Origin of the sequence: Pseudoalteromonas sp. SK18 (genome assembly GCF_001974855.1) — a bacterium.
GTDB lineage: Bacteria > Pseudomonadota > Gammaproteobacteria > Enterobacterales > Alteromonadaceae > Pseudoalteromonas.
The window spans coordinates 1-14,594 of the sequence record NZ_MTQB01000026.1; the positions used below are offsets into that span (position 1 = coordinate 1).

The 14,594-nt window shown below is 40.9% G+C and carries 10 protein-coding genes and 13 tRNA genes; 7 read left to right on the forward strand and 16 right to left on the reverse strand.

The features are described from left to right. Positions 1 to 312: 312 nt before the first annotated feature. Positions 313 to 597: a hypothetical protein gene (locus tag BW139_RS15495; protein ID WP_139336341.1), complete on the forward strand. Its 285-nt coding sequence runs from the start codon at positions 313 to 315 to the stop codon at positions 595 to 597. A 93-nt stretch (positions 598 to 690) separates the two neighbouring features. On the opposite strand, the gene BW139_RS15500 is transcribed toward BW139_RS15495, so the two are convergent. The 9 genes from BW139_RS15500 to BW139_RS15540 form a co-directional block, all read right to left on the reverse strand. Beyond that, positions 691 to 957, reverse strand: a complete 267-nt coding sequence (locus BW139_RS15500; RefSeq protein WP_076920273.1) for a DksA/TraR family C4-type zinc finger protein — start codon at positions 955 to 957, stop codon at positions 691 to 693. Between the two features lie 251 nt (positions 958 to 1,208). Further along, positions 1,209 to 1,284 (reverse strand) — tRNA-Glu (locus BW139_RS15505). A 173-nt stretch (positions 1,285 to 1,457) separates the two neighbouring features. Beyond that, positions 1,458 to 1,533, reverse strand: a tRNA-Glu gene (locus tag BW139_RS15510). 86 nt (positions 1,534 to 1,619) lie between these two features. Beyond that, positions 1,620 to 1,695, reverse strand: a tRNA-Glu gene (locus BW139_RS15515). A gap of 85 nt (positions 1,696 to 1,780) precedes the next feature. Continuing rightward, positions 1,781 to 1,856, reverse strand: a tRNA-Glu gene (locus tag BW139_RS15520). Between the two features lie 180 nt (positions 1,857 to 2,036). Further along, positions 2,037 to 2,112 (reverse strand) — tRNA-Glu (locus BW139_RS15525). A gap of 180 nt (positions 2,113 to 2,292) precedes the next feature. Beyond that, positions 2,293 to 2,368: transfer RNA gene (locus BW139_RS15530), tRNA-Glu, on the reverse strand. 144 nt (positions 2,369 to 2,512) lie between these two features. Then, a tRNA-Glu gene (locus tag BW139_RS15535) sits at positions 2,513 to 2,588 on the reverse strand. A 36-nt stretch (positions 2,589 to 2,624) separates the two neighbouring features. After that, positions 2,625 to 2,700, reverse strand: a tRNA-Ala gene (locus BW139_RS15540). A gap of 786 nt (positions 2,701 to 3,486) precedes the next feature. Here BW139_RS15540 and BW139_RS15545 point away from each other — a divergent pair. The 6 genes from BW139_RS15545 to BW139_RS15575 all read left to right on the forward strand — a co-directional run bounded on the left by BW139_RS15545 (position 3,487) and on the right by BW139_RS15575 (position 6,418). Next, positions 3,487 to 3,562 (forward strand) — tRNA-Val (locus BW139_RS15545). Positions 3,563 to 3,705: 143 nt separating this feature from the next. Beyond that, positions 3,706 to 3,781, forward strand: a tRNA-Val gene (locus tag BW139_RS15550). A gap of 171 nt (positions 3,782 to 3,952) precedes the next feature. Beyond that, positions 3,953 to 4,028 (forward strand) — tRNA-Val (locus BW139_RS15555). A gap of 151 nt (positions 4,029 to 4,179) precedes the next feature. After that, positions 4,180 to 4,255, forward strand: a tRNA-Val gene (locus BW139_RS15560). Between the two features lie 50 nt (positions 4,256 to 4,305). Further along, positions 4,306 to 4,381, forward strand: a tRNA-Val gene (locus tag BW139_RS15565). Between the two features lie 405 nt (positions 4,382 to 4,786). After that, positions 4,787 to 6,418, forward strand: coding sequence for a response regulator (locus tag BW139_RS15575; protein WP_076920296.1), 1,632 nt, complete (start codon positions 4,787 to 4,789; stop codon positions 6,416 to 6,418). Here the strand turns inward: BW139_RS15575 and msrB are convergent. The 7 genes from msrB to BW139_RS15610 all read right to left on the reverse strand — a co-directional run bounded on the left by msrB (position 6,415) and on the right by BW139_RS15610 (position 14,548). Next, positions 6,415 to 6,855: a peptide-methionine (R)-S-oxide reductase MsrB gene (gene msrB / locus BW139_RS15580; protein ID WP_076920274.1), complete on the reverse strand. Its 441-nt coding sequence runs from the start codon at positions 6,853 to 6,855 to the stop codon at positions 6,415 to 6,417. The two genes, BW139_RS15575 and msrB, sit on opposite strands and share 4 nt — an antisense overlap. Before the next feature lie 88 nt (positions 6,856 to 6,943). Further along, a complete protein-coding gene (locus BW139_RS15585) occupies positions 6,944 to 7,384 on the reverse strand; it encodes a hypothetical protein (RefSeq protein WP_076920275.1) in 441 nt (146 codons plus the stop codon). 8 nt (positions 7,385 to 7,392) lie between these two features. Beyond that, positions 7,393 to 7,893, reverse strand: coding sequence for a DUF2919 domain-containing protein (locus tag BW139_RS15590; RefSeq protein ID WP_076920276.1), 501 nt, complete (start codon positions 7,891 to 7,893; stop codon positions 7,393 to 7,395). Further along, positions 7,890 to 8,234, reverse strand: a complete 345-nt coding sequence (locus BW139_RS15595; RefSeq protein WP_008115215.1) for a DUF3392 family protein — start codon at positions 8,232 to 8,234, stop codon at positions 7,890 to 7,892. Before BW139_RS15595 ends, BW139_RS15590 begins: the two co-directional genes overlap by 4 nt. Then, entirely contained in the window at positions 8,227 to 10,248 is a 2,022-nt protein-coding gene (gene ligA / locus BW139_RS15600) for an NAD-dependent DNA ligase LigA (RefSeq protein ID WP_076920277.1), read from the reverse strand. Before ligA ends, BW139_RS15595 begins: the two co-directional genes overlap by 8 nt. A gap of 78 nt (positions 10,249 to 10,326) precedes the next feature. Next, positions 10,327 to 11,073 carry a cell division protein ZipA gene (gene zipA, locus BW139_RS15605; protein WP_054202488.1) on the reverse strand — a complete coding sequence of 249 codons (747 nt, stop codon included), beginning with the start codon at positions 11,071 to 11,073 and terminating at the stop codon, positions 10,327 to 10,329. 73 nt (positions 11,074 to 11,146) lie between these two features. After that, positions 11,147 to 14,548 carry a chromosome segregation SMC family protein gene (locus tag BW139_RS15610; protein ID WP_076920278.1) on the reverse strand — a complete coding sequence of 1,134 codons (3,402 nt, stop codon included), beginning with the start codon at positions 14,546 to 14,548 and terminating at the stop codon, positions 11,147 to 11,149. Between the last annotated feature and the right edge of the window lie 46 nt (positions 14,549 to 14,594).

A 14,594-nucleotide genomic window follows, 5' to 3' on the forward strand; every position in this document is an offset into this window, starting at 1 on the left:
GATTATATCAACGGATATTACAACAACGTTAGGCCACATCATTATAATGCTGGTTTAGCGCCAAATGAATCTGAGGTTAGATACCAAGATTCTAAAACTGTGGCCAAAATTAGTTGACCACTACAAACCAAATTATATATTGAACAAGGTCGAGTCGACTTTTCTACAGTAATAGAGAGCTTTATAACTAACCCTGATGACTTTTTGAAAAGTGATTTGCCAATATATAATATTGTTTTAGGGGCGGTGTGTTTAGCCAATAGCTATAAAATAAATAACTTGGAGGACTTAAAGCCGTTAAGACTTATTCTGGTGTCGGGTTACACCTACGGCACTAGAAAGCAACTCAATGAAGAAAACGGTTTTAATATCGAGCTGAAGGCTCAAAATCACTATAGTGCAATTAAAGCCCTTCAATATAAAAGAGCCGATTGTGTACTCGCCTATCAATCACCCACTTTGGTCGAAACAGAAAAACACCCTAATTTAGAGCTAACGTTTTATAAAATTAATGAATTCCCTGTGTACCTATTTTTAAACAAGCAGGTTGAAAATTCACAGTCTGTTATGGAAATAATTAATAAACATATCCGTTAGCTCATCAATACCATTTTAATAAGAATAAGCTTGAATTACTTATTACTTTGAAAAAGCCGTAATTAGATTAAATATCAAATTACGGCTTTTCTATTAGCGCAGTTGGCTGTCTTTACTACCACGGCGGTTAAACGCGTTAGCATTACTTGGTAGCCCTTCTAATTCTGCTTGGCATGAAATGCAGTAGCGTACGCCTGGTAACGCTAACCTTCTTGCTTGTGGTATTCTCTCGTCACACTCATCACAAAGCTCAGCGCTCGCTCCTGAAATTAGGTTGTTTCTTGCGTATTGCACTGCATCATTAACACTTGCATCTATTTGATCTTGAATTGCGCCATCTCGCGCCCATCCACTTGCCATAAATCCTCCTCATTCTTTGGAAGTTTTATATAGGTTAACAAATAGAATATTTATAAGCCCTGAATAAAAAATACAGATACTTTTCATTAGTTCTTTTAAGAGCTTGGATAATACTTGAGTGGAAATCGTGATTTTAGGCTTTGATAAACCTAAACATTTAATTAATAAAGGTATTTTATAGACGAGCGTAAAGCTACTTGAAGATATAGTTTTTAATCTTAATAACACATACCTACTTTAGAAAAAGTAAGTGGCGTCCCCAAGGGGATTCGAACCCCTGTTACCGCCGTGAAAGGGCGGTGTCCTAGGCCTCTAGACGATGGGGACGCAGAAATTGGTTTGCAAATAACCGATTTGCTATTTCTGCGTAAGATGAGCCGAGCCTGCGAGGCGAATGGCATTATCTTCTCAGAAACATTTTCTGTGTCACTAGGACAACTGAAAGTTTAGACTCGGTTCAGACGAGCTTTAACAACACTACCCTACTATATAATAGTAAGTGGCGTCCCCAAGGGGATTCGAACCCCTGTTACCGCCGTGAAAGGGCGGTGTCCTAGGCCTCTAGACGATGGGGACACTAAAAAAGTGTCATTAGGACAACTGAAAGTTTAGACTCGGTTCAGACGAGCTTTAACAACACTACCCTACTAAATATTAGTAAGTGGCGTCCCCAAGGGGATTCGAACCCCTGTTACCGCCGTGAAAGGGCGGTGTCCTAGGCCTCTAGACGATGGGGACACTAAAAAGTGTCACTAGGACAACTGAAAGTTTAGACTCGATTCAGACGAGCGTTAACAACACTACCCTACTATATAATAGTAAGTGGCGTCCCCAAGGGGATTCGAACCCCTGTTACCGCCGTGAAAGGGCGGTGTCCTAGGCCTCTAGACGATGGGGACGCAGAAATTGGTTTGCAAATCACTGATTTGCTATTTCTGCGCAAGATGAGCCGAGCCTGCGAGGCGAATGGCATTATCTTCTCAGAAACATTTCCTGTGTCACTAGGACAACTGAATGGTTTAACTCGTTTCAGGCGAGTTGCTTAATAACACTACACTTCCCTATTTAAAATAAGTAAGTGGCGTCCCCAAGGGGATTCGAACCCCTGTTACCGCCGTGAAAGGGCGGTGTCCTAGGCCTCTAGACGATGGGGACGCAGAAATTGGTTTGCAAATCACTGATTTGCTATTTCTGCGTAGGATGAGCCGAGCCTGCGAGGCGAATGGCATTATCTTCTCAGAAATATTTTCTGTGTCACTAGGACAACTGAATGGTTTGACTCGTTTCAGGCGAGCTGCTTAATAACACTGCACTTCCCTATTTAAAATAAGTAAGTGGCGTCCCCAAGGGGATTCGAACCCCTGTTACCGCCGTGAAAGGGCGGTGTCCTAGGCCTCTAGACGATGGGGACACAGAATATGTGTCACTAGGACAATTGATTAGTTAAACTCACATCCTGAGTTTTTAAGGTAATGGCGTAATAGTACAAATAAAGACTCGGGCTTTATGTGTTACGCTATTTTCTCGGTAAAACCGCCTTTAACTAAAAGTTAAGTGGCGTCCCCAAGGGGATTCGAACCCCTGTTACCGCCGTGAAAGGGCGGTGTCCTAGGCCTCTAGACGATGGGGACACAGAAAACTGCTACCCTAGGACAAACACTAAAAATTGGTGGAGCTATGCGGGATCGAACCGCAGACCTCTTCGCTGCCAGCGAAGCGCTCTCCCAGCTGAGCTATAGCCCCAACTTACTCAATACGCTCGGTGATAACCACGTCGTGTATCGCTTAGTGCGGGGCGCATTCTATGCACCCCCCAAAATAAAGTCAACAGTTTTTTGTGCGACATTATTTAAATGGTTTAATTTTCAACAAACTGGCTATCATACATGCAAAAAAGTAGATTTTCATAGTATTTAGTAACCATGAGTTACGTTAAGTGCGCCACATTTACGTTTGAGTTGAGAATAACGACTTTATAATACTAAAAGTACCTCTTAACATCAGACTCAAAGGGTATACATTTATATGCAAATTGAGTTACTACTGTTTTTTGCCTAAAACGGGTCAACTCTCTTCTTCCGTAACTGAGTTTATTAAGTACTATTTGTAAAGCTTAACTGTGATAAACAATAGCCACCTTGTTAAGATGAGTGGTTCAAATAACTGAAGAACATAATAGTAAACTCTTTTTACAATAAAGCGGGTGAGCTAAACCCAAAAGCTTTACTTTGATCATTTAGTTGTAAACCTGACTCGGTAAGTCAATTACCCCTAAATTAAATGAATTTTCACTCTTAAAGATCAACATAGCCCTATCTAGTGCATATAAATGTAGTTACATTAGCACCCAGCCAAGCATGCTTATTGTTCGTTTTATGTTGCCTTGTTGATAAAGTGAACACTATTTACATTGTATTGATTATAAAAGCTTCATTCAGCACATTTTTATCATTCAAGTGTTGACACATTTACAACTCTATCTATAATAGCGCCCCACAACAACGCAGCAATGTGATGTTGTTTAGATGCGGGTGATTAGCTCAGTTGGGAGAGCATCGCCCTTACAAGGCGAGGGTCACTGGTTCAAGTCCAGTATCACCCACCACATTTTGATGTGTCGTATCTAAATTCTATATGGGCCATTGCTCAATTAGAAAAGAGAGAACTACCGCTATTTAAAATAACGGTGAGGTTCACTGGTTAAAGTCCAGTACTATTTATTATAATAGTTGCGTTTGATTTATATGTGGGTGATTAGCTCAGTTGGGAGAGCATCGCCCTTACAAGGCGAGGGTCACTGGTTCAAGTCCAGTATCACCCACCACATATAAAACCAAAATTATATAAATAGTTGCATAGTTTAAATTGTAATATGGGTCGTTAGCTCAGTTACAAGAAATGAGAGCATCACCGCTATTTACACGTAACGGCGACGTTCACTGGTTAAAGTCCAGTACTATTAGCTTTTAATAGTCATGTTTTAAAGTTGTAATATGGGTCGTTAGCTCAGTTGGGAGAGCATCGCCCTTACAAGGCGAGGGTCACTGGTTCAAGTCCAGTACGACCCACCATTCCTAGAATGGTGCATATTGCAATATATCTAAATGGGTAATTAGCTCAGTTAGAAAATGAGAGCATCACCGCTATTTACAAGTAACGGCGACGTTCACTGGTTAAAGTCCAGTACTATTTATTTTAATAGTCGCGTTTTAATTTATATGTGGGTGATTAGCTCAGTTGGGAGAGCATCGCCCTTACAAGGCGAGGGTCACTGGTTCAAGTCCAGTATCACCCACCACATATAAAACTTATTATTATGTTAATAGTCATGTTGTAAATTTGTAATATGGGTCGTTAGCTCAGTTGGGAGAGCATCGCCCTTACAAGGCGAGGGTCACTGGTTCAAGTCCAGTACGACCCACCATTCTTAGAATGGTGCATATTACAAAAATATAAACCGTCCCGTATTACCCACCATTTAGATTTTCATTATCATCCACCCCTTAAGTTCAAGTTCAGTATTAATTACTACTTAGAAATTCGTTATCAAGCAATTTTTCGGTTTCAAAAAATCAGTATTACCAATCACATAGCAAAAATCTATCTTCCGAGTTTTATTATCTCCAAAATCATTTTGTTTAAACTTACTTTATTACGCTTGCTATTCATTTCCTTTAAATGAGTTTTTAGCTCTTTTAAGATAAAAATATAAACCTTTAGAATTAATTTGCTTTATAAGCTCTCATCTTCGAGGCTAATCTTTAAATTACCTTGTAAGCGTCTAAACTGTTGATTATAGTCTGTGTTAAATTCAATAACGCTTAAGCCAATGTCTAAAAATATTTTTAACGATGCAAAAATACTGATTGTAGAAGAGCAGCCTCTTGCTCAAAGCTACATGAAACAGTCGCTCGAAAAAATTGGCTTTGGACATATGCGTTTTGCAGATCATGCCTTAGCGGCAAAAGAACAATGCTTACATGAACAATTTGACTTGGTAATTTGCTCTTTTAATCTAAGTAAACGCCAAGATGGCTATCAGCTTTATGAAGAGTTACGGGCTAAAGCGTTAATTAAACACTCTACTGGGTTTATTTTTACATCTGCGGAAACGAGCGGAGAATTAGTACACAGTGTATTAGAACTTCAACCCGATGACTTTTTAGTAAAACCGTTTTCCGTACAAGAGTTAAGAGTGCGCATAGAACGTATTCTCAAACGTAAAAGCGACTTAAAAGCCATTTACACTTTAATTGATGACGACAACCAATCTAAAGCACTAAAACAAATTAATGCCCAACTTGAAAAAAGTAATAAATACAGCCCTATTCTACTTAGATTAAAAGGTAATATTTTACTGGCGTTAAAGCAAAACCAAGAAGCGAAAGACTTTTTTAAATCAGTTTTGAATATTCAAAAGTTTGCGTGGGCAAAAGTAGGATTAGTAGAAGCTTTAATCGCTAACAATGAGCATATTTTAGCTCAGCGTATGCTTAAAACAATGCTTGAACGTAATGAAACTCGACTTATAGCCTTAGACTTATTAGGCCGTTTAGAGATAAAACTAAACCAATTTGATTTAGCACAAGACTTTTTAAGTCAAGCGGCACATATTGCCCCGCGTAACATAGATCGTCAAAAATCATTGAACAGCGTATCGCTCATTAATAGAGATTATGAAACCAGCTACTTAACTCAAAAAGATATTGCCACTTACGCTAAGTACTCTATGCATGATAGCCCAGATATTTATTTAAATGCCGCTCGTGCTGGGATTGATTTTGCATTGACCACAGATCAAACTGACCAAATAAACAGGATATCTCGTCAAACAAATAAATATATCAATGAACTAAAAACACAGTTTCCAACCAGCAACGCACAAACCCAAATTGATGTACTTAATGCGCGCCTTTATTATTTAAAAGATGAACATAAAAAAGCGAAACAGCTCATTGAGCAGCTTGATGACAACGATACTCAGATACGTTCAGTAGATGGTGCCCTTGATAAAGCAAAAGCACTACATGAACTAGGCTTTCACCAAAAGGCGCAAGCCCTGTTTAGCCATATTATAGATCATTGCGAGCGCCACCCAAGTAGAAGCGACGCTACCTACTTGCGTTATATACAACAACAGCAAAGTGAAAGACGTGATATTAAAATGGGGCCGAAAGAACTTAATAATCATGCTGTTAAACAGTTTGAGCGTGGCCAATTGAATGTTGCCTTAGAAGCATTTAGCCAAGCCTTTAGAGTCATGCCACACAATCCAAGTATTGCGCTTAACTTGTTACAATGTTTGGTCGATAAATCAAAAAAACATGGTGATTCTTTCAATAGTGTATTAGCTCAAAAGTGCTTTAAACTATTAAAAAAATCACCTTTAGCAGAAGAGCAATCAGAGCGGTTCGACAAACTACTTCAGATTGCTAAAGAAATGAAACTAGAGATTAGCTAGAGCTTTTTCATTGCCAGTGCGTTTACACAGTAGCGCAAGCCAGAAGGAAGTGGGCCATCAGGGAAAATATGCCCTAAATGCGCATCACACACATTACAAACAACTTCAACTCGTTCCATACCATGGCTGCTATCCATTACATAAGCAATCGCTTCCTCTGTCGCTGGTTGGGTAAATGAAGGCCAGCCGGTGCCGCTATCAAACTTTTCATCGGCATCAAAAAGTAAGTTGTCACAACAAACACACACATACTTACCTGGCTCTAACAAGGTACAACTACTTGAACTATTTGGTCGCTCTGTGCCCTTTTTACGTGTCACGTAATATTGTTCTTCGTTTAACAGTTCACGCCATTGATGATCTGTTTTAACCACTTTTCTAACCGGTGTTTGATTGCCATGGTTGGCAAAATTAACAATATCGTTCCACTTCAACATAACAACCTCATTGCGTTATTAATTTGCTTAAATTTAGTAGTCATTTATCCATAGTCTGTTACGCCTGTGGCTAATACCACGATCAACGCTATCTAAAGACTATAGTGTGCTTTTCTGTTGCTGTAAGTATACGGTTTACATAAGCGTGTAATTGGGCTTGACTACCTGGAATGCACACGCTTAATTGTCGGTCATTATTACTGTGCACTATTAGTTCATCGTTTCTTATTTCTATCAACTCAATATTACTGATGACTAACCAATGTGGGCCATTTTTTTTATCAAACAACCCGGTTAAACTAAAAACAAACAAGTGCTGTGCATCGCGTTGAATAAAATTACGCAGTGGATTGCGCATTTTAAATAATGGCGTTAACCGGTAACAACATGAGCAAAGCACCACGGCCCACATTATTAACGCCACTTTAAACCAAGTGTGCTCACCTAAAGAGAAAAAGTAGCCACACGCTATAATAACGAGCCCTATTAAAGCGACTACTTGTGCTATTTTTTTATTAATACTGTGCATAATCTCGCTTACTTTTTATCGGTTGCTTTTTCTGTCGGCTCAGGCCAATCACTAAAAAAAACACTTAAATAACGACTTTTTGCCAAATACCACAACACCCATAATACAATCACCATTTGCACAGCTAAAAATAGTGAGAAGCGATAATGGCTGTGGGCAGCTTGAATACTCAACCACGACAAATCAATTAACGCACATACAATGAGTGGCCAACGCATATACCGCCAAATACGTGCCAAGCGTTGCGTAGCTTGATGCGAATCCCGCGGCCTACGTAAACAAAATAAGATAGTGGGCACAATTGCCACAGCACCGATCGCTATAGCAATGAAGAAGTCATTTTTTGATCTAAAAAACAATGACATTAAATCAAGCTCAGGTCGACGACTCAACGCGGCTATTACCCAAATAAAATAGGCGCGCAATAGTACTAAAATACTCAAGTGAAACGCTAATGGTGTACGATAGCTTCCATATTTATCCCAGTATTCAGGCCCATATCGACTCACAACTGATTTTTCCTATCGGCAATAGTGCCCAAAATAAAAAATGCCACTAATAAGGTAAGCGCTAACCACTTAGTGCCAAAAAACAGTAAAGCTTTAGTTAGCAGTGGGCTTAACCACACCACTAACAAGCCAAAGCCAAACGCAGTTATCAACACAAAACACGCCACCCTAATAATAAAGTGGCGCCTAGCTACGACGCCTTTGGTTAACTTTAAAATGTCATCCGCATACAGCGACACTAAGCACACCATTAAAAGCAGTGATAAATGCGGCAAATAGCCCTGTAACCATTGGCCTAGGTCAATTAACAAGGTATTAAGTATATTTGTAAAACTAGCCATTATGAGTCTCTAACAAAGTAATTAAATCATCCTCTGTCAGTATTTCTATACCAAGCTCTTGCGCTTTGGTGAGCTTAGAGCCGGCCTTTTCGCCCGCCACTAAGGCATCTGTTTTTGCTGAAACACTGCCAGAAACCTTGGCGCCTAATTGTTGTAGGCGCGCTTTTGCATCATTACGATTAAGCGTATTAAGCGTCCCAGTTAGCACATAAGTTAAACCCGCTAGCGGCTGTTCTTGCTCTGATGGCGCTGTTAACTGTGGCCAGTTTACTCCTTGCGCTATTAATTCGTTTACCACTGTCAGGTTATGCTCTTCAGTAAAAAAGCCGCGAACATGCTTCGCTACTATTTCACCTACATCGCTTACTTCTATTAGTTGTTCAATGCTGGCATCAATCACGTTTTCAAGCGTTAAAAAGTGATTAGCCAAATTCTGAGCTGTGGCCTCACCGACTTCACGAATACCCAGTGAATATAAAAACTTTGCTAAGGTAGTGGTTTTAGCATCATCAAGCGCCGCAACTAAGTTTTTTGCTGATTTTGGTCCCATTCGTTCAAGTGATTCAAAGTGTCCCTGCTTTAAAATAAATAAATCAGCAGGGGTTTTGATCAGCTCTCGGTCAACTAATTGATCAACAATTTTGTCGCCTAAGCCGTCAATATCTAAAGCCTTACGTGAGGCAAAATGTTTAATCGCTTGTTTGCGCTGTGCTTGACATACCAAGCCGCCTGTACAACGTGCAACAGCTTCACCTTCAACCCGCTCAACGTGCGAGTCACAAATTGGGCACATAGTTGGAAACACAATCTCTTTTGCATCGCTTGGGCGTTGTTCAAGCACTACTTGGGTAATTTGTGGGATCACATCCCCAGCGCGACGAATAATCACAGTGTCGCCCACTTTTACGCCTAAACGGGCAATTTCATCAGCATTATGCAGCGTTGCATTCGATACCGTAACACCACCAACAAATACCGGCTCTAGTCGCGCAACAGGGGTAATAGCCCCAGTACGCCCTACTTGAAACTCTACGTCTAGTAAGTGTGTTATTTCTTCTTGTGCCGGAAACTTATAAGCAATAGCCCAGCGCGGCGCACGCGCAACAAAGCCTAGGCGCTCTTGTAGGGCTTTTTTATTTACTTTTATTACCACGCCATCTATTTCATATTTTAGCTCGCTACGGCGCGTTAAAATATCATTATAATAGGCAAGCGCGGCCTTTGGGCCTTCAACTAGTTTTGTTTCTGGACACAGTGGTAATCCCCAGTCGGTAAGCTTGGCAAGTTGCTGGTAATGATCTTCAGGTAATGTGCCATCGGCGACCAATCCGGTGCTGTAGGCATAAAACATCAGCGGCCGTTTTGCGGTAATTTTTGAGTCGAGCTGGCGTAAACTGCCTGCTGCCGCATTACGTGGGTTTACAAAAACTTTGTCACCGCGCTTTTCTGCTTCGGCATTTAATTTTTCAAAGCCCGCGCTATCCATAAACACTTCACCGCGCACTTCAAGCTCACGCGGGTAATCATCACCGCGTAACTTTAATGGCACATTGCGAATTGTTTTTACATTTTGAGTAATATTTTCGCCAGTAAAACCATCGCCACGAGTCGCTGCTTGCACTAATACCCCATCGCGATAAATAATCGATACCGCTAAGCCATCCAGTTTAGGCTCACAGCAAAATGTAAGCTCTTCAGTGCTCATTAAACGCTCTTTAATACGACGATTAAAACCATTGAATTCGTCTTCACCAAAAGCGTTATCAAGCGACAACATAGGCACTTGGTGTGCTACTTGCTCAAACTTGGCAAGCGCCGCCCCACCTACTTTTTGAGTAGGTGAATCGGCGGTTAAAAACTCAGGGTGCTGGGTTTCTAATTCGCTCAAAGTACGTAATAAGCGATCATATTCGGCATCGGGTATGCTGGGTGTATCAAGCACATAATAACTATAATTGTGTTGCTCAAGCGTGGTACGAAGATGATTAATTTGCTCACTAATGCTGCTTGCCATGTAGACCTCAAAAACATAAAAAAAGCCACTTTGACGAGTGAACGCCCAGTGGCTTACAAAATTTAACTTATGCGTATATTACGCAGAAAATGCGCGAACCTGCTCAACATATTGACGAATACGCTCTACCGTCATTTCGTTTCGCTCAGCATCCAAGATTTCAGCTCCAAATTCATCTGCTAGCTTCTTAGCGGCGCTGTGCAGCATATTAAACGCAGCAAGGCCATCGCCATCACATGGTAGAGTCATAAATAAGCTCACGCCTGCGGTACTAAACTGTTCCATATTATCAATATCGAACGTGCCAGGGTTATACATATTTACCAGTCTAAATAACACCGGCCCTTGGCCTGCAGGGTCTAGATGGCGATTAAAAAAGCCTTCTTCTGAATATTTAAAACCTAGCGTGTTAACTGCTGGCAGTAATTTACTGCCTTGCATGGTCAGTCCTTCTGGCATTTGAATATGCACAATCACAAAGTCTGAAACATCTTTAGGGGCGTCTTGTTGTGTATCAACAGCCTCTTCGGTTACGACTTCAAGGTCATCTTCAATAGCTGTATCAGCTGGGCTAACATCTATTTGTGGCTCATCAGCACTGAAGTTTAACTCACTCATTTGTGGCTCTTCTCGCTGCGCTAACGTTGGCTCTTGTGGCTCAGTATGCACAGATGAAGGCTGCTGCTCTTGAACAGGTTCAACTCGCTCGCTTGCAGGGAGTTCAGCATTCTCTTTTTTTCTTACTGACCACAAACCGTGTATTAATAAGCCACCAATGACAAACACACTGATCACAATTAAAACCCATCTTAATTCTTCGGCCATCCCCTCACCTTTTATTATTAATATGCCTAACTGCCATCATTTTACCCAAAACAACTAGCAAATGACTATAAAATTATGCATGTGCAAGTTGCACCGCTTGTTCAATATCTACAGCAACCATGCGCGACACGCCTGGCTCTGCCATGGTTACACCCGTTAATCTACCCGCCATTTCCATTGCAATTTTATTATGGCTTATATAAATAAACTGCACAGATTGTGACATTTCTTCAACCAATCGGCAAAAACGAACCACATTAGCATCATCTAATGGGGCATCTACCTCGTCCAGCATACAGAATGGAGCTGGATTGAGCCTGAATATAGAAAACACCAATGATAATGCGCTCAGCGCTTTTTCTCCACCACTTAACAAATGAATTGTCGAATTTTTTTTGCCTGGCGGCCTTGCCATTATACTAACACCACTTTCGAGTAAATCGTCACTGGTTAATTCTAAGTAAGCACTGCCGCCGCCAAATACTTTTGGAAAAAGCTGGCCAAAATCGTGGTTTACCTGATCAAACGTGGATTTAAAGCGCGTTTTTGTTTCACGATCTATTTTATGAATAGCGCCTTCTAAAGCTGTTAATGCTTGGGTTAAATCATCCAGCTGATTATTTAAATAATCACTTCTTTGCTTAGCTTGTTCAAATTCATCAATGGCTGCAAGGTTAACGGCTCCTAATTGCTCTAGCTGATTACTTACTCCAGCAAGTTGATTTTGCGCTGCATTTAATGACAACTCTGCAGGAAGCTCTGCTAATACCTGTTTTAAATTTTGATTAAGCTCACTAAGTGGCTCTAGTACCGCTTGCGCTTTTATTAGTAAGCTTTGCTCTTCAATACTCAGTTTTTGGTGTTGCTCTTGTAGTGCCACCAGCTCAGCTTGTGACGTTTTTAAACTCGCTTGTTTGTTTTGTAATTCTTGTTTTGCTTGAGCTAACTGCTGCTGAATATCCACAAGGGTTTGTTCGCCTTGTTGGTGCTGAACTAATAATTGTTCAATACTTAGTGCAAGCTCTTGCTCAGGAATAAGTAACGCCTCAATTTGCTCTATTAGCTCTTGCGTTCCTTCTACAGCCATTGTTAATGCTTGTTCGGCATGGTTCAACTTGGTTTGACTGAGCTGCCACTCACTACGCACTTTTTGCTCATTAAGGTTTGCCTGATGTGCTTGCGTTTTATACTGTTCAGCATTATTTAAAGCTTGTTTGTAACCTTCATCACTATTTATTCGTGTGCTATCGGCTTGGTTAAGCTCTACAGCTAAGGCCTCTAACTGCTCTGCAAGCTGTTCATTTTTATCAAGCTCTTCGCCCAACAATTCGCTTAACTGCTGCTGTTGTTCTAGCAGTGGCTGACGTTGTTGTTGTAATTTCGTCACCTGTTGCTGATGTTGATCAGCTTGCGCTTTGAGCATATCACCACGCGTTGTTGCTACAGCAAGTTGTTGTGCTAATTGATGAATAGTGTCTTTGCGCTCGTTTTGCTGCTCGGTTATTAATACAGCTTGCGCTTGATGTTCTTCAAGTGTGGAGTGTGCATCCGTCAATGCCTGTTGTTGTTGCTCAAGTAAGGTACCTTGCTGCTTAAGCTTTTTATGCATTAATAATAAAGAATTTTCTGCATTTTTATCGCCACTCACATGCCAATTTCGACCATGTAACGCACCTTGCTTGTCTATCACTGCAATAAAACTGGCATCGTTAAGATGATGTGTTTCACCCTCGGCATCATAGGCAATGTGGTTTAATAACTCGGGGTAGATACCGGCGCTAATAAACGCAGCAATACTATGCCTAGCTACAGACTGCGAAGGCATTTGCCACGTGCTATTTTCTGCTTTACCTGGTGAAACATGAATATGCTCAAGTGATGACAGCGCCTGCTCTACTAAAAACTCATAACCAGGCTGAACAGTTAACTGCTTGAATAAAGTTAAAGTTTTATCGCTGTTTTTTTCAAGTCCAAGGGTAGTTTTTAGCCCTGCTATACCGGCTTTTAGTTCATTAACTTGCTGAGATAAATGCTGCCATTGCTGCTGAGCTTCATCAAGCTGTTGCTGCTGTATTGCCTGAGCACTTTGACCTCTACTATGAGCAGTTTGCGCGCTCGCTAATTGCTCTGTCAGCGTTTGTCTGTGCTGCTGTTGCTGAATTAATTGCTGCTCTATCTCACTGCGTTTTAACTCATCTATTTGCTCATCAAGCTGCGTTAGTTGTTGCTTAACATAACTGATTTTCTGTTCTGTATGTTTTATTGCATTTGCATGCGCTAGCTGCTGATTATTAAATTTTTGATAGTCTTCTGTTAGTGATTGCCACTGTGACGTGTCGGCATTTTTAATCTCCAGCAGCCGATTAACCTCATCGGTAAGTTCTATAACCTGCTCGCTACACATTAAGTTATGCTCTACAGCCTGTTGCAAGTTGTCATCTAACTCTTGGCAAAGACTTTGTTGCTGCGTTTTGACTTCTTCACTTTGGTTTTTTTGTTGCTCTAACTTGGCTAAATTTTGTTTCAGTGAAAGCGTTTGTTGCTTAATGCTAATCTGCTGCTGTTCACTGCGAGTCAATTCGGTATGCGTAAGGTGCTGCTGTTGCTGTGCATCATCGAGTTTATCTTGCTGAGCTTGTACTTGAGCATCAAGGCTTGCCAGAACATCATCATGGCCTGAATGCGCCTTTTTAAAGAAGCTGATTTGTTCATCCAGCTTTTTGATTTGCGCACTTTTATCAAGCTGTTGCTGATGCAGCTTTTGCCATTTTAATACCGCTATTTGCCCCTTTAAGGTGCGTTCTTGGGTTTTAAATTCACGGTATTTTTTAGCATCAACCGACTGAACTGCCAGTTTATCGAGTTGATTTTGTAACTCTTGGCGAACATCTAGCAGCCGTTCGAGGTTTTCTCGGGTGCTTTTTATGCGTGTTTGTGTTTCACGGCGGCGCTCTTTGTATTTAGAGACCCCAGCGGCTTCTTCTAAGAAAACACGTAGCTCTTGCGGTTTGCTCTCTATTAAACGTGAGATCATCCCTTGTTCAATAATAGCGTAGCTTCGCGGCCCAAGACCCGTGCCTAAAAATATGTCGGTAATATCACGTTTTCGGCATTTACTGCCATTTAAAAAGTACAATGACTGACCATCGCGAGTCACCAAACGCTTAATAGCCACTTGGTTACGATCAGCAAAAGTATTAGGTAACTTACCTTGGGTATTATCAAATATTAGTTCAACGGAGGCTTGCGAAATGGGCTTGCGGTTAGTAGAGCCATTAAAAATGACATCAGTCATGGCATCGCCACGTAAATTTTTAGCTGAACTTTCACCAAGCACCCATCGCACCGCATCAATGACATTTGATTTGCCACAGCCATTAGGGCCGACAACACACGTCATTTGATCTGGAAATGGAATTTTAGTGGGCTCTACAAAAGATTTAAAGCCCGCTAATTTTATAGTGCTTAAGCGCATCTGGTTGTTTTACCGATTTTTATTATTTTTGTTAGTTGATACAATT